The sequence below is a fragment of the uncultured Cytophaga sp. genome (genome assembly GCF_937863595.1).
Taxonomy (GTDB): Bacteria; Bacteroidota; Bacteroidia; order Cytophagales; family Cytophagaceae; genus Cytophaga.
On the sequence record NZ_CALMGQ010000088.1, the window covers coordinates 1 to 24,867 of the forward strand.

The 24,867-nt window shown below is 34.5% G+C and carries 23 protein-coding genes and 1 pseudogene; 6 read left to right on the forward strand and 18 right to left on the reverse strand.

The window, feature by feature from the left end:
• Positions 1-743, forward strand: a pseudogene (gene eno / locus Q0543_RS08045) (phosphopyruvate hydratase); the annotation flags it as partial.
• A gap of 189 nt (positions 744-932) precedes the next feature.
• Here the strand turns inward: eno and Q0543_RS08050 are convergent.
• Positions 933-2,213 (reverse strand): MFS transporter, encoded by a 1,281-nt coding sequence (locus Q0543_RS08050; protein WP_299251121.1) that lies wholly within the window; start codon positions 2,211-2,213, stop codon positions 933-935.
• Between the two features lie 85 nt (positions 2,214-2,298).
• Between Q0543_RS08050 and Q0543_RS08055 the strand changes: the two genes are divergently transcribed.
• Positions 2,299-3,555 (forward strand): glycosyltransferase N-terminal domain-containing protein, encoded by a 1,257-nt coding sequence (locus Q0543_RS08055; RefSeq protein WP_299251123.1) that lies wholly within the window; start codon positions 2,299-2,301, stop codon positions 3,553-3,555.
• Positions 3,552-4,475 (forward strand): ribosome small subunit-dependent GTPase A, encoded by a 924-nt coding sequence (rsgA, locus tag Q0543_RS08060; RefSeq protein ID WP_299251125.1) that lies wholly within the window; start codon positions 3,552-3,554, stop codon positions 4,473-4,475. Before Q0543_RS08055 ends, rsgA begins: the two co-directional genes overlap by 4 nt.
• Before the next feature lie 80 nt (positions 4,476-4,555).
• Here rsgA and Q0543_RS08065 read toward each other — a convergent pair whose 3' ends face one another.
• Positions 4,556-5,824: a HAMP domain-containing sensor histidine kinase gene (locus Q0543_RS08065; RefSeq protein ID WP_299251127.1), complete on the reverse strand. Its 1,269-nt coding sequence runs from the start codon at positions 5,822-5,824 to the stop codon at positions 4,556-4,558.
• Positions 5,821-6,498 (reverse strand): response regulator transcription factor, encoded by a 678-nt coding sequence (locus Q0543_RS08070; protein ID WP_299251129.1) that lies wholly within the window; start codon positions 6,496-6,498, stop codon positions 5,821-5,823. Before Q0543_RS08070 ends, Q0543_RS08065 begins: the two co-directional genes overlap by 4 nt.
• A 98-nt stretch (positions 6,499-6,596) precedes the next feature.
• Between Q0543_RS08070 and Q0543_RS08075 the strand changes: the two genes are divergently transcribed.
• Together Q0543_RS08075 and Q0543_RS08080 are read left to right on the forward strand one after the other, a co-directional pair.
• Positions 6,597-7,121 (forward strand): NAD(P)H-dependent oxidoreductase, encoded by a 525-nt coding sequence (locus tag Q0543_RS08075; RefSeq protein WP_299251131.1) that lies wholly within the window; start codon positions 6,597-6,599, stop codon positions 7,119-7,121.
• Between the two features lie 4 nt (positions 7,122-7,125).
• Entirely contained in the window at positions 7,126-7,647 is a 522-nt protein-coding gene (locus Q0543_RS08080; protein ID WP_299251133.1) for a hypothetical protein, read from the forward strand.
• A 44-nt stretch (positions 7,648-7,691) separates the two neighbouring features.
• On the opposite strand, the gene ftsZ is transcribed toward Q0543_RS08080, so the two are convergent.
• From ftsZ to mraZ, 15 genes are read right to left on the reverse strand one after another with little or no spacing between them, the layout of a single operon-like run.
• Complete coding sequence (gene ftsZ, locus Q0543_RS08085) at positions 7,692-9,278, reverse strand: cell division protein FtsZ (protein WP_299251135.1); 1,587 nt, start codon at positions 9,276-9,278, stop codon at positions 7,692-7,694.
• A 29-nt stretch (positions 9,279-9,307) separates the two neighbouring features.
• The gene (gene ftsA / locus Q0543_RS08090; protein ID WP_299251137.1) at positions 9,308-10,678 is read right to left on the reverse strand and encodes a cell division protein FtsA; all 1,371 of its coding nucleotides are present in this window, start codon (positions 10,676-10,678) and stop codon (positions 9,308-9,310) included.
• An 11-nt stretch (positions 10,679-10,689) separates the two neighbouring features.
• Entirely contained in the window at positions 10,690-11,487 is a 798-nt protein-coding gene (locus Q0543_RS08095; RefSeq protein WP_299251139.1) for a cell division protein, read from the reverse strand.
• A complete protein-coding gene (gene murC, locus Q0543_RS08100; RefSeq protein WP_299251141.1) occupies positions 11,471-12,868 on the reverse strand; it encodes a UDP-N-acetylmuramate--L-alanine ligase in 1,398 nt (465 codons plus the stop codon). Before murC ends, Q0543_RS08095 begins: the two co-directional genes overlap by 17 nt.
• A complete protein-coding gene (gene murG, locus Q0543_RS08105) occupies positions 12,865-13,974 on the reverse strand; it encodes an undecaprenyldiphospho-muramoylpentapeptide beta-N-acetylglucosaminyltransferase (protein ID WP_299251143.1) in 1,110 nt (369 codons plus the stop codon). The genes murC and murG overlap by 4 nt, the downstream gene beginning before the upstream one ends.
• Complete coding sequence (locus Q0543_RS08110; RefSeq protein WP_299251146.1) at positions 13,961-15,118, reverse strand: FtsW/RodA/SpoVE family cell cycle protein; 1,158 nt, start codon at positions 15,116-15,118, stop codon at positions 13,961-13,963. Before Q0543_RS08110 ends, murG begins: the two co-directional genes overlap by 14 nt.
• A gap of 9 nt (positions 15,119-15,127) precedes the next feature.
• Positions 15,128-16,480 (reverse strand): UDP-N-acetylmuramoyl-L-alanine--D-glutamate ligase, encoded by a 1,353-nt coding sequence (gene murD, locus Q0543_RS08115; RefSeq protein WP_299251148.1) that lies wholly within the window; start codon positions 16,478-16,480, stop codon positions 15,128-15,130.
• A gap of 3 nt (positions 16,481-16,483) precedes the next feature.
• Complete coding sequence (gene mraY, locus Q0543_RS08120) at positions 16,484-17,695, reverse strand: phospho-N-acetylmuramoyl-pentapeptide-transferase (protein ID WP_299251150.1); 1,212 nt, start codon at positions 17,693-17,695, stop codon at positions 16,484-16,486.
• A complete protein-coding gene (locus tag Q0543_RS08125; protein ID WP_299251152.1) occupies positions 17,695-18,066 on the reverse strand; it encodes a four helix bundle protein in 372 nt (123 codons plus the stop codon). The genes mraY and Q0543_RS08125 overlap by 1 nt, the downstream gene beginning before the upstream one ends.
• 4 nt (positions 18,067-18,070) lie before the next feature.
• A complete protein-coding gene (locus Q0543_RS08130; protein WP_299251154.1) occupies positions 18,071-18,445 on the reverse strand; it encodes a hypothetical protein in 375 nt (124 codons plus the stop codon).
• A gap of 3 nt (positions 18,446-18,448) precedes the next feature.
• The gene (locus Q0543_RS08135) at positions 18,449-19,909 is read right to left on the reverse strand and encodes a UDP-N-acetylmuramoyl-L-alanyl-D-glutamate--2,6-diaminopimelate ligase (RefSeq protein WP_299251156.1); all 1,461 of its coding nucleotides are present in this window, start codon (positions 19,907-19,909) and stop codon (positions 18,449-18,451) included.
• Position 19,910: 1 nt separating this feature from the next.
• Positions 19,911-22,013 (reverse strand): penicillin-binding protein, encoded by a 2,103-nt coding sequence (locus Q0543_RS08140; RefSeq protein ID WP_299251158.1) that lies wholly within the window; start codon positions 22,011-22,013, stop codon positions 19,911-19,913.
• On the reverse strand, positions 22,003-22,404 hold the full coding sequence (locus Q0543_RS08145; RefSeq protein WP_299251160.1) for an FtsL-like putative cell division protein: 402 nt from the start codon (positions 22,402-22,404) through the stop codon (positions 22,003-22,005). Before Q0543_RS08145 ends, Q0543_RS08140 begins: the two co-directional genes overlap by 11 nt.
• 7 nt (positions 22,405-22,411) lie before the next feature.
• Positions 22,412-23,308 carry a 16S rRNA (cytosine(1402)-N(4))-methyltransferase RsmH gene (rsmH, locus tag Q0543_RS08150; protein WP_299251162.1) on the reverse strand — a complete coding sequence of 299 codons (897 nt, stop codon included), beginning with the start codon at positions 23,306-23,308 and terminating at the stop codon, positions 22,412-22,414.
• Between the two features lie 6 nt (positions 23,309-23,314).
• Positions 23,315-23,770 carry a division/cell wall cluster transcriptional repressor MraZ gene (gene mraZ, locus Q0543_RS08155; protein WP_299251165.1) on the reverse strand — a complete coding sequence of 152 codons (456 nt, stop codon included), beginning with the start codon at positions 23,768-23,770 and terminating at the stop codon, positions 23,315-23,317.
• Between the two features lie 593 nt (positions 23,771-24,363).
• Between mraZ and Q0543_RS08160 the strand changes: the two genes are divergently transcribed.
• Complete coding sequence (locus Q0543_RS08160; protein ID WP_299251167.1) at positions 24,364-24,636, forward strand: HU family DNA-binding protein; 273 nt, start codon at positions 24,364-24,366, stop codon at positions 24,634-24,636.
• The last annotated feature ends 231 nt before the right edge of the window (positions 24,637-24,867 follow it).

The following is a 24,867-nucleotide window of genomic DNA, read 5'->3' on the forward strand; positions in this document are numbered from 1 at the left end:
TGGGAGAAGAAGTTTTCCATACATTAAAATCTGTGATAAAAGGAAAAGGACTAAGTACAGGTGTAGGTGATGAAGGTGGCTTTGCTCCAAATTTAAAATCAAATGAAGAAGCTGTTGAATTGATTTTAGAAGCCATAACGAAAGCAGGATATACTCCCGGCAAAGATGTAAGCATCTGCCTTGACCCTGCCACAAGTGAAATGTGGGAAGATGGGAAATATAAATTTTTCAAAAGTACTCAGAAATTAGTTTCAAGCGATGACATGATAAAACTTTGGGAAAGCTGGATAAACCAATATCCAATCGTTTTGTTAGAAGATGGATTAGCCGAAAATGACTGGGATGGCTGGAAAAATCTAACAGATATTCTTGGTAAAAAAACTGAAATCGTTGGTGACGATTTGTTTTGCACAAATAAAAAAATATTAGAAAAAGGTATTGATAAGGGGGTTGCAAATTCAATATTGATTAAACTGAATCAAATAGGCACTGTTTCAGAAACCTTAGAAACAGTTGAACTCGCATACAAAAATGCATATAATTGTTTTGTTTCTCATAGAAGTGGTGAAACCGTAGATAGTTTTATAGCAGATTTAACAGTCGGCATTAGTGCTGGCCACTTAAAAACTGGCAGTGGATGTCGCGGAGAGCGGGTAGAAAAATTCAATCAACTGATGCGAATTGAACATGAATTAGGAAAAGTAGCTACGTTCGCAGGAGTTAAAGCATTTAAAAATCAATAATCGTTTGTTCATAATTAACAGGCGTAGCTGATTGCATATAAGCAATTAGCTACGCCTGTTAATTTAAATAATATTCGTAGTCTAGTATATTTTTTTTAAAATACAGTATGTGGTTCAAAAAAGCACTTCATGTAAACATTCATTTGTCTGGAAACTAGAAGCTAGTGTCTGGAAACTAGTATCTAGAAACTATTCCTCCACATAATCCAAATCTTTTCCAAACGTTTCAGGCAAGCGATATACCGCCCAAAAAGAGATAGTAAATAACAGCACTGTAACAGCAATTGCTGCAGAAGTTAAGGAACCTAACTGCAAAAATTTACCATCTGTACTGCGCAAATAATCAAACAACAATGCAATAATTACCAAAGAACCCCGCACAAAATTTGGTGCAGTAGTAGCAGTAGTTGAGCGTAAATTTGTGCCAAACTGTTCGGATGCAACCGTTACAAACATTGCCCAGAAACCAGCGGAGAAGCCCAACAGCGTAATCATGATATAATAGGTAGTAGCAGTTGCATTAGAGAGATTTGTATAAATCAGAATCAAGCTTATGCAAAAAACATAAAAGATGTAAAATGCTTTTTTTCGACTTTTTAATAGTTGCGATAACATGCCACTTGCGATGTCACCAAATACCAAGCCCGTATAACAAAACATAATGCTGTATTCTCGTTCTAATCCTGACGTTCCCACAATTCCCATTTCATTTGCGAATTCAGGAGCACGCCCAATCAAAATACCTATTACAAACCAAATTGGAGAACCAATAATAATACAGTAAATATACTTTAAAGCAATTTTCTTATTTTTAAATAAATCAAAGAAATTACCATGCGCAACATCGGCACGTTTCGATTTTTCGAACATCCCTGATTCAAAAACTCCAATACGAAGCAATAACAATGATAAGCCCAATGCTCCACCAATAAAATAAGCTGTTTGCCATGTCCAGAATTTACCAACCAATGCTGCAACAATAGCACCTATTACACCAACCGAAGCAACAATCATGGTGCCGTAGCCACGCTTCTCTTTGCTCATTACTTCGCTTACCAAAGTAATCCCCGCTCCTAACTCACCTGCCAATCCAAAACCTGCAATGAATCGTAAAATACCATAGGCCATAAACGCTTGGTCTTTATCATGTAATAGATCTACAAATCCGTTTGCAATGTTTGCTACAGAATACAGTATAATGGAACCAAACAATACCGATAAACGTCCTTTTTTATCACCTAAAATCCCCCAAAAGACTCCGCCAATAAGCATTCCGATCATTTGAATATCCAAGAGTGTTTGAAATTCTTCAATGATATTTTCTGTGAACCCAATTCCTTTGATACTTTTCACCCCAATAATTAAAAAGAGTACCAAATCATAGACATCTACAAAATAACCCAATGCAGCGACTAGCACAGTAGTTGTGATGGCATTTTTAACAGATATTTCCGTTGATTGTATTTTCATAAGTCATTTATTCATTAAAAATCGTTGCAAAATACAAAACACTTAGATGCTTATCAAACATACAATTTCGTACCTTGCAGTAATTATGAAATTTATATACGATTTATCGATTCACTTCTATAATGGACTGATTTCACTTGCAAAACTAGGTGGAAACAAAAAAGCTGCCTTTATTTCTGATGGAAGAAAAGATACCTTTGGAAAAATCGATTCTTTCAAAAAAAATACGCCAGCATCTATTGCACTTTTTCATTGCGCTTCTCTTGGAGAATTTGAACAAGCAAAACCTGTAATTGAATCGTTCAAGCGTTCATACCCAGAATATAAAATTGTTATAAGTTTCTTTTCTCCATCCGGTTTTGAAGTACGCAAAAATTATTCATTTGCAGATCTTGTAATATATCTACCATCCGATACAAAAAAAGAAGCTCAGCGTTTTATACATGAACTCTCTCCTAGTATTGTCTTTATTGTTAAGTATGAATTTTGGTTGAATCTATTAGATGCTATTGCAGCAAAAAAAATACCCTTGTATCTCATCTCTGGTGTATTTAGAAAAAACTTATTTTTCTTTCGAATGGGCGGTGGCTTTATGCGCAAACGGTTACATGCATTTACACACTTCTTTTTACAAGATTACAATTCAGGAGAATTATTGAAAAAAATTGGGTTTGCCAATTGGACTGTCTCTGGAGATACGCGCTTTGACCGAGTACAACAAACTGCTATTAGTACATTCACTATTCCAGAGGTGGAGCAATTCAAACAAAACAAACCAGTGTTAGTCATTGGGAGTGGTTGGGCTGCAGACATGGATATTTTAATTCCGTTCATAAATACCTTTGAAAGAGAATTAAAAATTATTTTTGCTCCGCACGAAATCCATTCAAATGAAATAGATGAGATCATTTCGAAGATTTCTAAAACATGCATTCGTTTTTCTTCCTTTAATACGCAACAAGCATTGAACGCAGATGTATTAATCATTGACAATATTGGTATGTTATCATCGATATATGCCTATGCAGATTATGCCTACGTTGGTGGAGCTTTTGGGAGTGGCCTACACAATATATTAGAACCTGCTGTATTTGGTTCACCTATATTTTTTGGACCGAATATTAAAAAATTTCCAGAAGCTACTTGGCTTATAAAATTAGGTTTTGCTAAAAGCATTGTTTCTACAGAATCATTTACGAACGAATTTAATCGAATTTATAATTCCACAGAGTTGAAGGAATCAATAAAAAAAGGTTTAAAAAGCACCATGCTTCAATCTTGTGGAGCAACAGAATGTATTATGAAAAATCTAGAATCTACTTTGAACCAGGCTGCACAATGAAAGGTATCATATACAAATCAACAGGTTCATGGTATACTGTTAAAGCAGAAGACGGCAGCTTTTATAATGCACGCTTAAGAGGCAAATTTAAAAACTTAGGTTTAAAGGTTACAAATCCTTTGTCGGTGGGTGATTTCGTAGAAATGAATATTGACCCATTAACTCCTACGGAAGCGCTTATACATGCAATAGCTCCACGCACAAATTACATCATTCGAAGATCTTCGCACAAAACAGCCTTTGGACATTTGATTGCATGCAACATTGATCAAAGTATTTTATTAGTTACTCTAAAACAACCCAAAACATCCATCGGTTTTATCGACCGTTTTTTAATTTCGTGTGAAGCGTTTCGGATCCCTGCTGTAATTGTATTTAATAAATCCGATTTATACAACGAGGAATTGATGGAAGAGTATTTATACTTAAAGGATGTCTATACACCGCTAGGCTACACATGTATATTAACTTCTATGGAAAAAGAAAATGGCTTGGATGAACTGATGCCATTGCTATATGGCAAAACATCTGTAATCTCTGGTCACTCTGGAGTGGGCAAATCTACTTTGGTTAATAAAATTTTTCCTCAGCTGGCATTGAAAACAGATATCATTTCGGGGCACTCACAAAAAGGAAAACACACGACAACCTTTGCAGAAATGTATGATTTAAATGCCGATTCAAAAGTCATTGACACCCCTGGCATAAAAGAATTAGGATTGTTTGAAATAGAGGATCAAGTTCTTTCACATTATTTTCCAGAGATGAGGAAATTAATGGGTACTTGCAAATTTCACAATTGCATGCATACCAATGAACCTGGCTGTAAAGTTAAGGCTGCTGTAGAAGCTTTTATGATTGCCCCCTCCCGTTATGAAAGTTATTGTAGTATTGTATTCGAAAAAGATACGCATCGTTAAAAACGAAATAATATAAACTAATAGCTTGTAGCAAGTGCTGGTTCGAAAAGAACAAACCTATATTTCATGAAAAAAATTATTTATTTCACGCCTGTAAATTCTATTCGTATCGTATGAATTTTATATACGCAGGTATATGTAACCCTAAATTTATATAAGTCGCATATTTTTTTCACAATAGATAATCCCAAACCAACAGAAAGTTCGGAACTAGAATTTTTCAAAAATCGTTCAAACATTCTTTCTGATGCTACGGGTAACTCATTTCCCGTATTGGATATTTCTAAAATATTTTTAGATACTGTTATACTAATCGTACCACCATCTTCAATATTATGCTTAATAGCATTTGATATTAAATTATACAATAAGGTTTCAATCAATATTTGATTTGCTGGAATAATTACTACTTTTAAAATTTCTAGCTGAATAGTAATATTACGTTCATCAATTAATTCTTCAAAATTTACTAATAGTGTCTCAATCAATTGGCCAATATTAATCCGAGACAATTCGCTGTATTGATTGTTTTCAATTTTAGAAAGTAATATTAAGCCTTTATTTAATTGAGTTAATCTATTTATCGTATGAAAAACAGAACCAATTAAAGCCATCTCTTCGTCTTTTAAATTCTTAGATTGAATTAACAATTCTAATTTATTTCGAATGATAGCTAAGGGTGTTTGTAATTCATGTGAAGAGTTTTCATTGAATTCCTTTTGACTGTTAAAATCTTGGTAAATTCGCGTAGTCATTTTTTCAACAATTTCACTTAGTTCATTAAACTCATCTACCGTATATTTTTGATACGGTATTATTTTAACATTAACTAAATCATAGTTTTTAAGACGATCCATTAAAAAATAAAATGGTTGCCAAATTTTATCTGAAATAAATCTGTTAATTAAAAGAACACCAACAATTAACCCTAAAAACAAAATTACTTCAATCGGAAGTATTGATTTAATAAGGGATTCAGCTTCTGTCAGTGGTTGTCGTATGCTAATCTCATACAAATCATCTCCATTTTTATAAACACTTTTCAGTTCTCGGTATTCAATATTCTTTCCTTTACTTGAATTATAGATCGTAGTGGTATAAAATTTTTCGTACACTTCACTTTCTACACCTACCCGAATAATATTGATAAAATCATTGTTATGAATTTCTTTAAAATCTTTTTCGTATTTTAAATTCTGAACAACTTGATTTTTCTCTTGTGAGAGCGCTTCATCTATTGCATTAAACAATACATTCCTTATTAAAAAATAAAATAAAATTGTCCCTATTGTAAAAATAAATAGAGTATATACTAAATAATAGATGGAACTTTTAACTGTAAGTTTCATTCTGCATGAAATTTATAACCAATTCCATAAACGGTAGTTAAGTAATCTTTACACCCCGCATCTACAAGTTTACGTCGCATGTTTTTAATGTGCGTATAAATAAAATCAAAGGAGTTACTTTGGTCCATATGATCGCCCCATATGTGTTCAGCTATTGAATCTTTAGGTAAAACACGTCCTTTATTTGATATAAAAAACAACAATAAGTCAAATTCTTTACCCGTTAAAGTAACACGATTATCGTTTACAAATACCTCGTGATTTTCAGGAATCAATCGAATCTCATTAAATACGATATCTGTATTACCATCAAATTGTCTTCTGCGAACGATTGATTTTAAACGAGCATTCAATTCTGCAAGATGAAATGGTTTTGTCAAATAATCATCCGAACCTAAATCTAATCCAACAATACGATCGTCTAAAGTATTTTTAGCAGAAATAATAATGATACCTCCTTTAATATTTTTAGCCTTAATTTCTTTTACCAAATCTAGCCCATTGCCACCAGGCATCATTAAGTCTATGATAAAACAATCATAAGCATAGGTATTTATTTTCTCTTGGCCTTCAGGAAAATCTCTTGCAACTTCACAGACGTATCCTTCATGAGACAAATAGGTTATAATAGATTGTCTCAATTCTTTTTCGTCTTCAATCAATAAAATTTTCATAATTATATCCGTTGATAACCAAGCAGTAATGCTAAATTTACTTTTTTTAATTAACTTGAACAAATAAACACAACAATCTAAAGAAAAGTTGAAGTATCATGATCTGTGTAATTGCCTGTACCAATAGACCAAACTCATATTCCTTAAAAATAGCTGAATATTACATAAAATTACTTCAAGCAGAAGCTGTTGAATGTACATTAATCGACTTAAATACATTGCCCGAAAGTTATCTTTTTTCTGCATTATACCACAATCAAGGGAAAGATGAATCGTTTAATGGAATAAAGAAAACAATAGCAGATGCTGAAAAATTCATCTTTGTTGTACCAGAATATAATGGTTCTTTCCCTGGTGTACTAAAAGCATTTATTGATGGCTTAGATTACCCAGCAAGTTTCAAAAATAAAAAAGCTGCTTTACTCGGCATCTCTTCTGGGAATATGGGAGGCAGCTTGGCATTAAGTCATTTGACGGACATCTTAAACTACTTGGGAATGCATGTACTTGCGTCAAAACCTCGAATAACACGGGTGGAACAAACATTTGTAGACGGAGAAATAAATGATGCCTTTGTGAAAGGGTTGATTGCAATTCAAGCCAAAGATCTTTTATCCTTTTAATCCAATGAAAAAACGATTCCTAATTCCCATTTTATTTTTATGCATGATATTGTTTCATAACACTGTCATTGCCCAAACGGCAGATTACTATTTGGGTGTATTTTCAAACACAACCAATACTATTAAATTTACGATTGGCGTATACCCAAATTCAATCAATCAAAGTAAAAAAAATGACGGAACTTTATATTCAGCAATGCGCGTAGCCCTTGTGAATAATGAATTAGCCGAGCCTATAGAATGGAATGATTTTAAAATCTACATCTTATTAAAGGATGGAACGTTATTTTATAATTTCTTAACAACTGCAACAACAGGCGAGTATGCGTGCAAATATCAAGTTGCACCTGGTACAACCCATCTACAATATTATTGTTACGATAAAGTATTCACCGAAGTAGATATCGAAAAAGTTTGGCTATGCTTTAGTGATAGTGAGTTCAAACCTTTATTCTTATATAAAGACGAAGTTAAAAAAACTGAAGAGGAAAACCCTGCAAAAAAATCTATAAAAAAGAAACCTTGAGTATTTATTACTCAAGGTTTCTAATCTATCTTCAATGATATTTTTTAGTCTACATTATCATGTAAAAACTTATTGTTTCCTAAAATCTCATTATCGTCATTTAAATTAAATCTCGAAATATTTCTATCGGATGAATGCGGATAGTCTTTAAGATTTACATTTTTTCGCTCAAAAGCTGGTCTATCCAGCATGTCTTTAAATTGCTCATGCGGAATATTTGGATTGCTATTTAAGCTTTTCAAACGTTTGATTCTTTCTTCCGATTGTTGCACCAATTTCTTACGTTGTTCTTCAGCAATACGACTTTCAGCACTAGGTACTGGATCTGGTTCCGCATTTACTTTTTGAACATCATACACATATTCAGTATCCTCTGCAGAATTGGTATCTTCTACATTATTTTCAAAATTCCCATTTTGAGGTTTTGAAAATTCAAACGTGTAAGAATTCGTAACGTCTGTAGTTTCAACAGGAACGTTCGTTATTGTTTCTTCGTTAGAAGTAGATGCTTCAAATGTCTGTTGAGTAGACGCATCGTCTCTCATTTCTATTCGTGTATCTTTTCCTTTTTTATCATCTATTGCATCAAATATTGTAATTTGTTTTGCAGATTCTAAATCATAGAATTTTTTTTCGTCTTTATCTATTTTAGGTGTGCCTGAAACTTTATTTGGTTGAAAACCTGTTGCAATAACCGTTACACGGATACTATCACCCAGGTCTACATCCAAACCTTGTCCCCAAATTGTTTCTTGTTCAATACCAGCTCGAGCTTCGATGTAATCTGTAATTTCAGATAATTCATCCATGCTCAACTCTGCATCTGGACCATACATAATAGATAACAAAATCTTTTTCGCTCCTGTAATATCCGTATTGTTCAATAATGGAGAAGACAATGCTTCTTCTACTGCGCGTGTACCTCTACCCTCGCCACTAGCAATACCAGAGCCCATTACAGCAGCACCAGAATCTTTCATTACTGTTTTAACATCTTCAAAATCGACGTTTACATCGCTTTCAACAGTAATAATTTCTGCAATACTTTTAGCAGCGGTAGATAAAATATTATCAGCCTTTGCAAAAGCTTCTCTTATAGAAAGATTGCCATATATATCTCTTAAACGATCGTTCAAAATAACAAGAACTGTGTCGCAATAGGATCTTAATTCTTCGATACCTTTTTCTGCTTGCAAAATTTTCTTTTTGCCTTCAAATCCAAATGGAGCTGTTACAATACCTACGGTTACAATATCCATTTCCTTTGCAAGTCTTGCAATGACTGGTGCTGCACCTGTACCCGTACCACCACCCATACCGGCAGTGATAAATACCATTTTAGTATTGTTGCTTAACAACTCTCTAATTTCTTCTCTGCTTTCAAGTGCTGCATTCTTTCCTCTTTCAGGATTTGCGCCTGCACCAAGCCCATCTGTTAAACCAATACCAATTTGTAATTTATTGGGTATTGGGCTACCATTTAAAGCTTGTACATCTGTATTACATACGATGAATTCAACATCTTTAATACCTTGGCTATACATATGATTTACGGCGTTACTTCCGCCGCCCCCAACACCAATTACTTTGATGATGGATTTGTGATGACTCGGCAAATCAAACTTATACATAGGACACGAAGTTTAGTAAAAATGATTTATTAATAATCTTGTTTATCGTCAATATCATCCATCAATAAACCTTTAAGTCTATCGCTGGCTTTTTTAAGATTGAAACCAAATAATGATTTCGAATCGTTTTTATAACTTTTTTCTTGAACCTTCTGATTCTTATTATCTGAAGTTACAATTTTTTCTGTAGAATCGGAATATTTATTTGCACGTTGATCAATAGACCAAAAACCTGCCAATACTAAACCTACTGCTGTTGCATACAATGGACTCTTCACCAATTCTGTTTTACTTTTCCCAAGATGCTCATTCGGAAAACCAATGCGTGTATGTTGCCCGGTCATCAACTCAAACAATTGTTTTAAGTTTTGTAACTGAGCGCCACCACCTGTAATTACGATACCGCCAGCTAAACGATCTTCGTAACCTGAACAGATAATTTCGGTATGTACCAATTCCAAAATCTCTTCCATTCTACATTGAATAATGGATGCTAAATTTTTAGCAGAGATCTCTTTTGCTGGTCTATCGCGTAAACCTTTTACAGTAATAATATCATTTGAACGTGCTTCACTTGCAAGTGCAGAACCAAACTTAAGTTTCAATTCTTCTGCTTGCTTGTGCATGATATTACAACCCGATTTAATATCGGATGTGATGATATCACCACCAAATGGAATAACTGCTGTATGACGAATGATGTTGTCATAGAAGATAGCGATATCTGTTGTACCCCCACCGATATCAACCAAACATACACCCGCTTCTTTTTCTTCTTCACTTAATACCGACATACTAGATGCGATAGGCTCAAGTATTAGATTGTCAATCGTAAGTTCACCTTTCTGAACACAACGATTGATATTTTTTATAGCATTTGTATTGGCCGTAATGACATGAAAGTCTGCTTCCAAACGCACGCCTGTCATACCTACTGGATCTTTAATATTTTCTTCGTAGTCTACCGAATAAATTTGCGGCATAACATGAATAATTTCATTCCCAAAAGGCATTACCGTACGATACATATCTGCAGATAAACGATTGATATCGTCTACAGAAATCTCTTCGTCACCATTTGGACGATTAAATCCATGATGATGCATCGAACTTTTTATATGCTGACCAGCAATACCAACATTTACAACTCCAATATCAATACCTGATTGATCGGATGCTTCTTTGATTGCTTTTTCAATGGCTGTTACCGTTAGGTTAATATTCGTAACCATGCCACGAATAACACCTTCAGAAACTGCTTTGCCAATTCCAAGTATTTCTAATTTTCCGTACTCATTCTTTCTACCAACAATTGCACAAATTTTGGTAGTTCCAATATCTAAGCCAACAACAATTTTGTCGGTTGAATTAGAGTTTGTATGATTGTTTTCGTTTTGCATGGGCTCAAAAATTATTCACAAACTATTTGATTATCAAAAGATACATTCACTGTCTTATATGCATCCCAACCTTTCATTGGAAGTATATCTTTATAAAACATATCTATTTTTATAAACTTATTTTCTATTTCTATTGGCTTACCAAATTGAATAACATAATCACCAATTTGCGGCTGCATGATTACATTACCATTTGCTTGCAAGGTGATTTGAGAAATCATCTTTTTCCAATAATCATGTTGATCGATGTATTGAATAAGTTTAAAATAATTACTACCAACAGAATCGGCAAGTAAATAATTTTCTTTCATCAACCTGGACGCAAATGGTCCGTCAATGATTAAAACACGAGAAGTAAATTTATCTGAAGTCGACAGCGCTGTAGCATTGCTTCCAATGTAAGCATGCGGTCCATTTTGATTAACAATTCTAGCAATTGGTTTGCTTTGTACTATTTCAACCATTAAGGTTCCCTTGTGATCTGCACTTATTTGCGCATCTTCCACAAATTTAATGCTTTCCAATCGTAATTCTAGATTTTTCAAATCAATATCTCTATATTTTTTACCCACAATTTGATCGGCATCATTTAACGTTAAGGTCCGAACAATATCCGCTTCATCTACAAAGTAGTTATCGGCTTCATAATTGATCTTTACCAAGGTAGACTTCACAACTCTATTGGCCTGTTGGTTCTCTACAAAGCTGATCAAAAAGAACATAAAAACACCCATAGCAACAAACGTTAGTGTGTTCCAAAAAGGAGGTCCTATCTTCCAAGTCGACTTTATATTACTTTCCTTTGCCATACTTATTTTCACAAAGCATTTTTATGGGTTGAATAAAACGATCGATATCTCCAGCGCCCGCTGTTACGACAACATCATAATTCAATTTTTCTAATTCATGAAGTAGTGAATCTTTCGTAACTACTTTTTTATTTTTAGAAGGAATTAATTCCAACAATGCTTCTGAAGTAATCCCCTCAATAGGTAATTCTCGTGCTGGATAAATATCCATCAACAACAATTCGTCTGTCAATGCAAGGCTTTGAGCAAACTCATTCATAAAATCACGCGTGCGTGTATACAAATGTGGCTGAAAAATAGTTGCAACCTTCTTCCCTGGAAACACCATTCGTACAGCCTTCAACAACGCTTCCAATTCTGTAGGATGATGGGCGTAATCATCTACATATACGAGATTTTCATTCTTATAGATGTATTCAAATCTTCTTTTAACTCCACCAAATGTTGATAAGCTAGCCCGAATAGAATCAATCGATACACCAGCAAAATGTGCAGCTAAGAATGCAGCAGTAGCATTCATCACATTGTGCATACCCGGCATCTCAATGCGTATATTATTCCAGCGACTGAAATCGTGATCGATACTAAAGCTTACACCTCCATCTTCAACAACAACGTTTTGAATGCGATAATCCGCTTCAATAGCCTCTCCGAAAGTTACGGATTTAGATGCCTGAGCAGGCACTTGAATATCTACGTCTACTCTTCTTATAAGAATACCGTTTGGTTTCAAACGTTTTACATATTCATTAAACGAATCATAAAATGCTTGTTCGTTCTCATAAATATCTAAATGGTCTGGATCCATATTGTTAATCACCGCTATATCCGGACTTAATTGCAAGAACGAACGATCGTATTCATCCGCTTCCGCAACAACCCATCCTGAACCATTCGCATGATTTCCAATTAATACATTGGTATTGTAATTTTGAGTAATGCCTCCCAAAAATGCACTGCATGGCATACCCGATTCATTCATGATATGCGCAGCCATGGATGAGGTTGTGGTTTTACCATGCGTACCAGCAATACCTATCGTTTTGATTTCTTTGGTTAAGAAACCCAAAACTTGAGAGCGTTTATATAATTGATACGATTGATCTCTAAAGAAATTCAATTCACTTTGTTCTTTAGGAATTGCAGGCGTGAATATGATTAAAGATGAATCCTTGCTCTTAAACTCCGCTGGAATTTCATCCACATTATCAGAATAGTGAATCCACATACCTTCAGCTTCCAAGGCTTTAGTTAAATCAGAAGAAGTTTTATCATAGCCTCCGACGGCATAGTTATTTTGCTTGAACCATCTGGCCAAAGCACTCATACCGATACCACCGATACCAATTAAATAGACGCTATGTATACTTTTTAAATTCACTTTTTTAATTCATTCATGATTTCAACAACCGTATCTACAATTTTCTCCGTTGCATTCGGTTTTGCAAAACCTTTTATATTTTTAATTAATAGCTCTTGAGAAGCTTTATCTTTCAACAATTCTAATGCTTTTTGTACTAATTCTTGTGGAGCATCCATATCCTTTACCATCCATGCAGCAGATTTTTCTGAAAGCGCTTTCGCATTCTTCGTTTGATGATCTTCTGCAACATTTGGCGAAGGCACTAAAATACATGGTTTACCAACAATGGATAATTCTGAAATAGACAAAGCACCCGCCCTAGAAACGATAACATCTGCCATGGCATAGGCCTTATTCATATCTGCAATAAAATCGGTTACTTTAATGGTATCCGAATTGTATTTTTTCAATTCTTCGTAATAGGATTTGCCTGTTTGCCATAACACTTGTACACCTGCATTCTTTAACTCTTCCAAATGGCGTTCTATGGAAATATTTATGGTACGTGCCCCCAAACTTCCACCCATTACAAATATGGTAGGTACTCCTCGTTTTAAACCAAAGAATTCGTGTGCTCCCAAACCATAAAATTTAAAATCCACGATATTTTTACGAACTGGATTTCCAGTATATATAATTTTATCCCCTGGAAAAAAACGCTCCATGCGATCATAGGCAACACAGATTGCTTTTACTTTTTTAGACAAGGCTTTATTAGCAATACCTGCGTAAGAGTTTTGCTCTTGAATTAAGGTCGGTATGCCTAACGCATTTGCAGCTTGCAATAATGGCCAGCTTGCATAACCGCCAACTCCGATTGCAATATCCGGTTTAAACGATTTAATTATTTTACGCGCATTCCAAAAACTCATTATTACTTTAAGTGGAAACGCAAGGTTGTCGATTGTAAGTTTACGTTGAATACCACTAATCCATAAGCCTTCAATCTTATAACCAGCAGCTGGCACTTTTTGCATTTCCATACGACCTTTAGCGCCTACAAATAAAATATCCGCATCTGGAAAACGCGCTTTGATTTCATTTGCAATCGCTACTGCTGGATAAATATGTCCGCCAGTACCGCCGCCGCTAATGATTACTCGATATGGATTACGATGTTGCATACTTCGGTTCGGATGAATTAGTAGATTCTGAAATATCTCCTCTGCTTACACTTAATATAATTCCTAAAGACAATCCCGTAAATAATAAGGAAGTTCCACCCATACTTAATAAAGGCAAAGGTTGACCCGTAATCGGACCAAGTCCTACTGCTACGCCCATATTTATCATTGCTTGTCCAACAAGACTAAATGCCAAACCAGCTGAAAGCAAGCCGCCATATGCGCGCTCACTATTTACAACTGTTTTCATACCTCGATATAGCAAAGCTAAATACAGAAATAATACAAACAAGCCGCCAATTAAACCATACTCTTCAATAATAATGGCATAAATAAAATCAGAAGATGATTGTGGTAAGAAATATTTCAAATCACTATTTCCCGGACCTCTACCAAATAATCCACCATTCCATATTGCAATGAATGCTTGCTCTGCTTGATAAGGTACTTCACCTGAATCATCGAAGAAATGTTCAATACGACTAATAGCAGTTTCCAGACGTTGACCAACTTTTAAAGCAATTGTACCAAATATAGCTCCCACTAAAACAAGCATAACTAAATACTTGAGTGGCACACGACCAATAAACATCAACAACAAACACGTTGAAAATAAAATTAAAGCAGTAGATAAGTTGGACAAGGCAATAAGTCCACAAATCAATCCGCACCACAATACAATGGGAATAAAAGATTCTTTAAAGTTCTCAATATTTGCTTGACGCTTAGCAAGCATACTTGCCAAGTTCGCTATCAATGCCAGTTTGGCTAAATCGGATGGCTGAAAAGATTGATTGATAATTGGGATAACCAACCAACGACTTGCACCATTTAATTCCCCCCCCATTATAAAAGTAAACACAAGAATAGGTACAGAAATAATTAATGCAAAACGACTCAAACGAGAATAGTATTTATAATCTACTTTATGAGCTAACCACACTAAAATTAAACTGCCAATAATCAAACCGCCATGTTTGATTAAATAATACAAGGTATCGCCATCCTTTTTTTGAAAAGCAAGTGAACTCGATGCGCTATAAACAACAGCGACACTAATTAATGAGAGAAACATAATAATAGCCCAAATGAATGGATCTCCTTTCAAATTCTCCTTTAACCAATATGTTACTTTATTCAACATATATTTTTATTAACCTGCTAGTTCAACTACTAATTTCCTAAACTGATTTCCACGATCTTCATAATTCTTAAACAAGTCAAAACTTGCACAAGCAGGAGAAAGTAGAATGGTATCACCTTTTTTTGCCGAATCGTGTGCGATGCGAATTGCTTCAACCATCGATGTGGCTTCTTTTATTTCTATTTGTAGAGGAGCAAATCCAGAAATCACTTTTGAGTTATCAACTCCTAAAGCAACAATTGTATGAACCTTATCTTTTACTAAAGACGTAATCTGTGCGTAATCATTTCCTTTATCCACTCCACCCATAATTAATACTACAGGTGTTTGCATGCTATCTAAGGCATACCAAACAGAATCTACGTTGGTTGCCTTTGAGTCATTTACATATTTTACCCCATAAATAGAAGCAACAAACTCTAAGCGATGCGGTGCATTTCTAAAACTTTTTATCGCTTCAAATGCTTTTGTAGGATCGGCACCAATTGCAATAGATGCATTCATAGCAGCCATCACATTCAACTGATTGTGCTTTCCTGAAATTGGGAATGTATCCACGTTACATGAAATAATTGTATCGTCTAAACCATGCACTTGAATTGTCTTCCCATCTGAATACGCACCTGTGCTATGCAATTGCGTTAATGATACAGGTTGATAACGTGCATCAATCGTGTATTCACTTTTTGTTTTCTCTATTACTGCATCTTCAGAATAGGTAATATAAAAATCAGAAGGGGTAAGATTTTGAAATATTTTAAATTTAGAAGCAACGTAATTTTCAAATTTGTACTCGTAACGGTCCAAGTGATCTGGAGTGATATTTAACAACACTGCAACATGTGCTTTAAAAGTAGACATATCATCCAATTGAAAACTACTTAACTCCAATACATAAATTTCTTTTTCTTCTTCAATGATTTGTCTAGCGAAGCTCGTACCAATATTGCCACCTAAACCAACTGAAAAACCTAGCGTTGTAAGAATGTGATGCGTTAATAAGGTAGTAGTTGTTTTACCATTACTTCCTGTTATTGCAACAATTTTACAAGCCCCAACAATATGTCTATAAGCAAATTCTATTTCAGAAATTACTTCAATACCTTTGGCACGAATTAATTTCATTATAGGAGCTTTTTCAGGAATACCTGGACTTTTTATAATAAGGTTAGCAGACAAAATCTGATCCTCCGTATGCAATCCCTGTTCAAACGGGATATCTGCTGCTAGCAATTCATTCACATATTTTTCAGCAATCAAATTTGAATCAGACACAAATGTATCATAGCCCTTTGCCTTTGAAAGCAAAGCAGCGCCTACACCACTTTCACCTGAACCTAATATGACAACTTTTTTATACATGAATTATCTTAATTTTAATGTAGCTAACGAAAGAATTGCTAATAGAATTCCTACAATCCAAAAACGGGTTACGATTTTAGATTCGTGAAACCCAGATTTTTGATAGTGATGATGTAAGGGCGACATTTTGAAAATCCGTCGACCTTCCCCATACTTTTTCTTGGTGTATTTAAAATAAGAAACCTGAATGATAACGGATAAATTTTCAATTACGAAAATGCCACAAATTACAGGAAGCAATAATTCTTTTCTTACAGCAATTGCCATAACAGCAATTACTCCACCTAAGGCCAAGCTACCTGTATCACCCATAAATATTTGGGCTGGGTAAGAGTTAAACCATAAGAAACCAATACAAGCTCCCATTAAGGCAGCACCAAAAATTACCAATTCTCCACTATATGGAATATACATGATATTTAAATAACTGGCAAAAATAGCATTACCCGATACATAGGCAAAAATGCTTAAGGTTGCAGCAATAATAGCAGAAGTTCCTGCTGCCAAGCCATCAATTCCATCTGTAATATTTGCACCATTTGAAACCGCAGTAATTACTACGATTACTAATAACACATATAATACAGGTGTACAATTATCGGTTACCATACACGTAATGGATCCGTAATCTAATTCATTATTTTTCAAAAATGGAATGGTTGTTAAACTAGACTCTACATCTGTATAAACTGCAGAACTCTGAATGGTTGAAACGCTTCCATCAGGTAATATGTATTGTCTCACTACAACACTTGAATTATAAAGTAAGGTTAAGCCAACAACCAATCCCAGCGTAACTTGCCCAATAATTTTAAACTTCCCTTGAAGACCTTCTTTATTTTTTTTAAATACTTTAATATAATCATCCATAAAGCCAATAAAACCGAGCCATATAGTAGAAATTAATAAAAGGATGATATATATATTGGTAATTTTAGCAAATAACAAAGTTGGTATAACGATGCATAAAATGATCATCAAACCACCCATGGTAGGCGTACCTTTCTTTTCCATCTGACCTTCAAGTCCAAGGTCACGGATACTTTCACCTATTTGTTTGTTTTGAATAAATCCAATAATTTTTTTACCAAAAACCAATGCAATCAACAACGAAACAAATGCCGCCATACCTGCTCGGAAAGAGATGTATTGAAATACGCCTGCACCAAGCAAGTCATATCGGTTTTCCAAATATTCAAATAAGTAGTATAACATTAGTTCGACTGATATTGAAGTTGAAAATGATATTGTTCATTATGGCCAATAATGTAATTCAACATGTTAATTACATTGTTTAGTAATTCAACACATGCATCACATTCTCCACTTAGTGGATGTTTCATTTGAATTAACTTTAACCAATACCTTGTTTGCACAGACATTTCTGATGCAGTAGATATTGCTTCTGTAAAATCCATTTGACTTGTTGATGCCCAAGCGGTTTCAGAGTGCTTGCGAATAGACAAACCGTATTTTAATAGTCTTGCGGATAACTCCATTTCATTATTCTTTAACAGAATAGCATAGAGTTCCATAATCCTATTAGAAAGTTCAAAAGTTCGGTTACTTAGTAGTTCGTAAGTCATTGGACTAGTCTAAAGTTTTAAAAGCGTTTGCACGTTTGTTTGAATCCCTTCTTGCTTGCTCGATATGATCTACTAAGTCAGCAAAGTCTTTGTAGTCTTCCTCTAAGACAGGAACAATTTTATATATTTTTATAAATCGAATTAAATTCAATAGGCCTTTAGACTGCTTTGAAGCAGCAAGCATATTTAATCTATATTCATGATTTGAATTTGAAACTTCTGCTTGATGCAATGCATGTACAATTTCTGCATACAGCAAATCAATACGCTCAGACAAATCCAATCGATTTGCATCGCTGAGCAAAACAACAAATCGCTCAACTGAATATTTTACAGTTGTCTGATTGAAATGTTTGATTTCTAAAAAAGTAGTTATCATAAATTATTTACCTAATGTTGCCAATACTTCTTTTACAATTAATCGATCATCAAAAGCGTGTTTCACTCCTTTAATTTCTTGATATGTTTCATGACCTTTTCCCGCAATGAGAATAATATCGCCCGGGACAGCCAATGTACAAGCGAATTTTATAGCTTCTCTCCTATCTAGAACAGACAGGACTTTTTTCTTATCAACCACCCGAATTCCCTTAACCATTTGATCAATTATCTCCTGGGGTTCTTCATCTCTTGGGTTATCAGCAGTCAAAATGATATGATCACTAAATTGACATGCGATATCTGCCATGATAGGTCTTTTAGCTGAATCTCTATTTCCACCACAACCAACAACTGTAATCACTTTGTGCGATTCTTTTAACTGAGCAATTGTTTCTAATACATTCTTTAATGCATCGGGTGTATGTGCATAGTCAACAACGATGCATATTTTTGATTCTGAAATAAATTGTTCAAAACGTCCATTCGTTGGTTCGATGGAAGACAATTGCATGAGCACTTCTTCTTTATCTTCCCCAAGTAAAACGGCAGTACCATATACAGCCAGCAAATTGTACGCATTAAAATTACCTATCAATCGAAACCAAGCCTGAAAACCGTCGACTTCCATTTCCAAACCTTCCATACTTGTTGTAACAAGTTTAGCTTTAAAATCGGCCATGGTTAGCAATGAATACGTATACGTTTTGGCACGTGTGTTTTGAATCATCACTCTACCACGCTTATCGTCTGCATTAATCAATGCAAAAGAGTCATTTGGTAAACCATCAAAAAATAGTTTTTTAGCTTTGATATATTCATCAAAGGTTTTGTGATAATCTAAATGATCGTGGGTAATGTTACTAAATATAGCACCTACAAAATGCAAACCTGCAATACGTCTTTGAACAGCAGCATGTGAACTGACTTCCATAAAGCAATGTGTACAACCCGCTTCTACCATTTCAAATAATAATTTATTTATTGAAATAGCATCTGGAGTAGTATGAGTAGAGACAATTACTTTATCTTCAATTTTATTTTCGACCGTTGAAATTAAACCTGTCTTATATGCTAGTTTTCTAAATAGCGTATACAATAAGGTTACAGTAGTCGTTTTACCATTCGTACCTGTTATACCAACCAACTTTAACTTAGTAGAAGGATTACCATAAAAATTAGCAGCAATTATCCCTAACGCTTCAGATGTATCTTTTACTTGTATAATTACACAGTCTGTATCCCCATCTAATACTGGAAGTTCTTCACAAACAATCACACCTGCACCTTTACGAATTACATCGTTCATGTATGTATGACCGTCGCTGCTTACACCCCTAACAGCTATAAACATGCACCCAGCTTCAACCTTTCTAGAATCGAAACATATAGCAGCAACATCTGTATCCGTTCTTCCAGAAACCGATAATAAAGAGACCTTATATATTAAATCTTTTACCTGCATATTAGTTTAAAACTAGGGTAATGTGATTGCCTTTATTATATCTCGTACCAGCTGTTATAGATTGAGAAACAACTCTACCTGAACCTTGATAATTTACATGTAAGCCAATATTCTCAAGCACATATAAAGCATCTTTCAACTTCAATCCATTTACATTCGGAACAATACCAGTAACAATTTTCCGATCATACCAGATAACTGTTTTATTTTCTAAGTGTGAAACAACCCAATCATCATTTGCATTCGAACTTTTGTGATGTGGTATTTTAAGTTCATCACATAAGTATTTCATATCATCGAATAAGCCACCTTTTATTGCGGGATAAATACCTGGATTTTCCATTATTTTTTCCACCATTGGTTTATGCAATTCCAAATCTTGTGCAAATATTTTATCTGCGACCTCTTTAAATACGGGTGCTGCAACATCTGAACCGTAAAGATTATATCCTTTCGGATTATCAATCACAACGATGCAACTATACTTCGGTCGATCTGCTGGAAAATATCCAACAAAAGATGTATAATAGGTACGCGTATAACTTTGTTTAACCAATCGTTGAGCGGTACCCGTTTTACCTGCAATCTTATAATTCACATTTTTTATATTGGAAGCAGTTCCATTTTCGACAACACCTTCCAACATAATTTTTACTTTGCGGAGAGTTTCATCCGAACACATTCTGTCAACTACAACCTCTGTTTCATAGCTGTCTAAAATATGATCCGCCACACGTGTTTGTTTTACAATCATTGGTCGAACCATTTTCCCATTATTGGCAACACCGTTGTAAAAAGACAAGGTATGTATAGGTGACATACTTAATTCATAGCCGATAGACATCCAAGGCAAAGTAGTACCACTCCACGTTTTTGATGCCGTTGATTTAAAATAAGGTTTAGCAACACCATCCATTTGAAATACAACTGGCTCTGTAAGCCCCATATTTCGGATGTATTCTAAGAATTTTTCTGGCTTAGCACCAAAGTATTCATTTACCTTTTTAGAAATTGCAATGTTTGAAGATTTTTCAAACGCTTGTTGAAGCGTAATTTTTCCATAACCACCAGGCTTAGAATCACGCATCACACGGTCATAAAATTCATATTCGCCATTTCCAGTATCAATGGTATCCGCTAAATTGATGTCCGTATCTTCAAACAAGGCAATTACAGAAGCCAATTTAAACGTTGAGCCTGGCTCCGTTAAGCCTTGGTTCCCCATTGCATAATTGTAATTTTCCGCATAACGTCCTTCTCCAACTTTCCCTAAATTTGCAATCGCCTTAATTTCGCCTGTCGCAACTTCCATTAAAACAACACATCCATAATCTGCATCATGGGCAGCTAAATGGTTGCGAAGTGAAGCTTCGGCTACATCTTGAATATTGATGTCGATCGTTGTCACAATATCAATACCATCAACGGGCATTATTTCATTTTCGTCATGCACTGGTTTCCAATTTCCGCCAGACATTTTTCTAAATAACGCTTTTCCATTCTTTCCAGCAAGCTCCTTGTTGAAACTGTATTCCAAACCAGCACCATTATTTTCTTCATTTACAAAACCAACTGTACGTTGTGCTAAAAAAGAAAACGGCATAAAACGTTTATCTACTTTTTCAAACACAATCCCACCCCTAGATCTTCCTTCCGAAAAAATAGGCCATTCAGACATCAGTTTTTTATCTTGATAATTAATTAGTTTATGATTTAGAATGATGTACCGTTTATTTCCTCTACGTGCATCGTTGATTTTTCTTTTATATTCAGATGCTGTTTTATCTTTATAATAATTTTGAAGATTAATAGCCAATTTATCTATGCCTTTTCTATAAGTATCGTTATCCGCAATTGTTGGATCGATACATACTCTATAAAAAGGTAAAGACGTAGCAAGTAAACTTCCATCTGCTGAAAAAATATTGCCACGTGTTGGCTTTACATCTTTAAAGTCCAACAAATTTTCTTCGTGTAGTTTGGCCCATCTTTCGCTTTTTAGAAATTGAATACTTACTATTTTATATCCAATGGCAAAAGAAAATAACAGTATTACCAAAAAGGCAATACGAATACGAAGGACGATGGATTTTTTAATATTCACGTTGCTTCTCTGTTATTTTTGTAGGTGGCACAGTACTTTCTGTTAGTCCAAGACTTTGAACTTGTTTTGCTACTTCAGATTGTTTGCTTTTAAACATCAAGTCTGCTTTCAGTGTAGTAAAATCAGCTCTTAAATCATTTACTTCTGAATTTAATCTACTCGTTTTACGAACAAGTTTATCTGCATAATGTGCATTCGCTATATACAACATCATCATAAAAGCAAAAAACAATACCTTCGGCACATATTGAACAGGCAAGCCTTCATTGAATATATTCCCGATTGGTATGTATTTATCTACAATAGAAAACATTCCTTTACCAGTAGCTTTAGTGCTCTTGGTAATAGGTTCTTCAACCTGTGGAGTAGCTCTTACTGTATTTTTTGCCATATTGAAATTAAACTCTTTCTGCTATTCTTAAGCGTGCACTTCTAGCACGGTTGTTACGTTCTTTTTCTTCATCATTTGGATCAATAGCTTTACAAACTGCGTTAAATGGTTTGTTGGTATTGCCATACAAATCCTTATCTGCATCTCCATGAAATTTGCCTTGTTGAACAAAATTTTTCACTAAGCGATCTTCCAGAGAATGGTAACTGATTATGGATAGTCTTCCGCCAGGTTTCAACACCTGCTGACTTTGTTCTAATAAATCTTTAAGTGCTTCAAGTTCTTCGTTTACTTCAATTCGAAGTGCTTGAAATACTTGTGCATAATATTTACTTTCTTTTCCTCTGGGTGCATATTTAGAAAGTACTTCAATAAGTTCTGAGGTGCGATTAATAGTCTTGTTGATACGTTCTTTAACCAACGCTTGTGCTAAGGTTTTAGCATTACGAACTTCGCCATACATACCAAGAATGCTATGCAAACCATGTTCAGAGTATTTATTTATAATATCTGCAGCGGTTTTTTCAATGGCACGATCCATGCGCATGTCTAATGGCGCATCATACCGAATGGAGAAACCACGCTCTGGAGTATCAATTTGATGGGATGAAATTCCTAAATCACCCAATAAACCATCCACTTTATCTACCCCATTTAAGCGTAGGTATTTTTTTATGTATCTAAAGTTTGCGGGAATAAGAGTAAAATTGGGACCAATTAAATCTTTAGCATTATCAACTGCATCTGCATCTTGATCGAAGGCATATAATTTACCACCTTTTAGATGTTTCAATATTTCACGGCTATGGCCACCGCCACCAAATGTAACATCGACGTAGATACCCTCCGGATTAATAGCTAAGCCTTCAACACTTTCTTTTAATAAAACCGGAACGTGATACATAAGTCTTTATTCGTTTTTTGTTGGTGCTAAATATTTCTCTGCTAATTGTGCTAATTCGGATGGGTCTTGAATCAAATACTTTTGATATAACTCCGGAGACCATATCTCCACTCTATTACCCATTCCTACTACTGTAATCTCTTTCTCAATCTGTGCATGCAGTACAAGCATCTTAGGAATCAGTAATCGGCCATTTGCATCCAGTTCTATTTCATTGATTCCTCTAAAGAAATTCCGTTGAAATATTCTATACTCTTCACTGAATTCATTTAGACCAGCCACTTTGGAATAGATTTTTTTGAACTCCGTTTGCGAATACAAAACAATACAAGATTCAAACCCTCTGGAAAGCACGATATTTCCGGCATCGATTTCGGGTAAATTTGACTTAATACGAGCAGGCAGGACCATTCGGCCCTTCGCATCTACTGTACAGTCATATTCCCCTGAAAAGAATCCCATATATTTTACACTGATTTACAATTGGTTAATTCAAATTTAATAAAGAAAAAGCAAAATCCAACCACTATGACCCACTTTAACCCACATATATAGCAATTTAAACCATTTTGTGGAAAAATAAACACATTGCTAACATTTATTTGAAGGTTACCCATATCTTATTCACCGTTTAAAAATTCAAAGAATAGAATTGTCCACTTTTCAGACGAAAATTTTATTTTAAACACAAGTCCGAAAATTGTCGATTTCATAAAAGGCGTGATACTAAAGGTGTAGAGAGGCTACAAAATTTCAGTTATAGAAATATTACAATATCCACATTCTAAAAATAAATGTATATAAACTAAAACTATTCCTACAAATACCATGGACATTGAAGTTCAAGTGTCTGAAGGAAAATAAATATACTAAAAGGTATAAAAATGGAATTGTACTTTAGCACGCTATTGCACTAGTAACGTAGGGTTCAGGGAATGTTAATTCCAATAAAGTTATCAACAAATGGATAAGTTATTGCTGAAGCGCTTGCGGGGTAAGGGTTTTCCTATAATTTCGTATTACAATTATAACTTTTACAAACAAAACAACACATTATGAACAAGGCAGAATTAATCGAAGCAATTGCAGGTGAATCAGGTTTAACTAAAGCAGATTCAAAAAGAGCTTTAGACGCATTTTTGAATGCAACTGGAAAAGCGCTTAAAAAAGGTGAATCAGTTGTATTGATCGGATTTGGTAGCTTTAAAACTGCTATGCGTGCTGCTCGTAACGGTAGAAACCCGCAAACTGGCAAAGTGATTAAAATCAAAGCTAAAAAAGTAGTTAAATTCAAAGCTGGTACTGAACTTACTAAAAAAGTTAAGTAATTAACCACACTAATTTTTTGATAAAAAAACCCATTCTTATCGATTGGGTTTTTTTATGCCTTAATTTTTAATCTGCTATTTTATCAAAAAAAGCAGATTTCCAATAGATTTCGATCCTCTATATGCAGTTAGATTAATTTAACTCACTAATACACTGACAACTAATAAACATTTGTTTAATGTACTATTTAATTGGCTCTTTTGTTTCAGAACTAATTAAACTTTTAATAA

Coding starts and splice junctions, on each gene's coding strand:
- Q0543_RS08050 (WP_299251121.1), bottom strand. CDS start 2,213: ATGAAAATACAATCAACGGAAATATCTGTTAAAAATGCCATCACAACT.
- Q0543_RS08055 (WP_299251123.1), top strand. CDS start 2,299: ATGAAATTTATATACGATTTATCGATTCACTTCTATAATGGACTGATT.
- rsgA (WP_299251125.1), top strand. CDS start 3,552: ATGAAAGGTATCATATACAAATCAACAGGTTCATGGTATACTGTTAAA.
- Q0543_RS08065 (WP_299251127.1), bottom strand. CDS start 5,824: ATGAAACTTACAGTTAAAAGTTCCATCTATTATTTAGTATATACTCTA.
- Q0543_RS08070 (WP_299251129.1), bottom strand. CDS start 6,498: ATGAAAATTTTATTGATTGAAGACGAAAAAGAATTGAGACAATCTATT.
- Q0543_RS08075 (WP_299251131.1), top strand. CDS start 6,597: ATGATCTGTGTAATTGCCTGTACCAATAGACCAAACTCATATTCCTTA.
- Q0543_RS08080 (WP_299251133.1), top strand. CDS start 7,126: ATGAAAAAACGATTCCTAATTCCCATTTTATTTTTATGCATGATATTG.
- ftsZ (WP_299251135.1), bottom strand. CDS start 9,278: ATGTATAAGTTTGATTTGCCGAGTCATCACAAATCCATCATCAAAGTA.
- ftsA (WP_299251137.1), bottom strand. CDS start 10,678: ATGCAAAACGAAAACAATCATACAAACTCTAATTCAACCGACAAAATT.
- Q0543_RS08095 (WP_299251139.1), bottom strand. CDS start 11,487: ATGGCAAAGGAAAGTAATATAAAGTCGACTTGGAAGATAGGACCTCCT.
- murG (WP_299251143.1), bottom strand. CDS start 13,974: ATGCAACATCGTAATCCATATCGAGTAATCATTAGCGGCGGCGGTACT.
- Q0543_RS08110 (WP_299251146.1), bottom strand. CDS start 15,118: ATGTTGAATAAAGTAACATATTGGTTAAAGGAGAATTTGAAAGGAGAT.
- murD (WP_299251148.1), bottom strand. CDS start 16,480: ATGTATAAAAAAGTTGTCATATTAGGTTCAGGTGAAAGTGGTGTAGGC.
- mraY (WP_299251150.1), bottom strand. CDS start 17,695: ATGTTATACTACTTATTTGAATATTTGGAAAACCGATATGACTTGCTT.
- Q0543_RS08125 (WP_299251152.1), bottom strand. CDS start 18,066: ATGACTTACGAACTACTAAGTAACCGAACTTTTGAACTTTCTAATAGG.
- Q0543_RS08130 (WP_299251154.1), bottom strand. CDS start 18,445: ATGATAACTACTTTTTTAGAAATCAAACATTTCAATCAGACAACTGTA.
- Q0543_RS08135 (WP_299251156.1), bottom strand. CDS start 19,909: ATGCAGGTAAAAGATTTAATATATAAGGTCTCTTTATTATCGGTTTCT.
- Q0543_RS08145 (WP_299251160.1), bottom strand. CDS start 22,404: ATGGCAAAAAATACAGTAAGAGCTACTCCACAGGTTGAAGAACCTATT.
- rsmH (WP_299251162.1), bottom strand. CDS start 23,308: ATGTATCACGTTCCGGTTTTATTAAAAGAAAGTGTTGAAGGCTTAGCT.
- mraZ (WP_299251165.1), bottom strand. CDS start 23,770: ATGGGATTCTTTTCAGGGGAATATGACTGTACAGTAGATGCGAAGGGC.
- Q0543_RS08160 (WP_299251167.1), top strand. CDS start 24,364: ATGAACAAGGCAGAATTAATCGAAGCAATTGCAGGTGAATCAGGTTTA.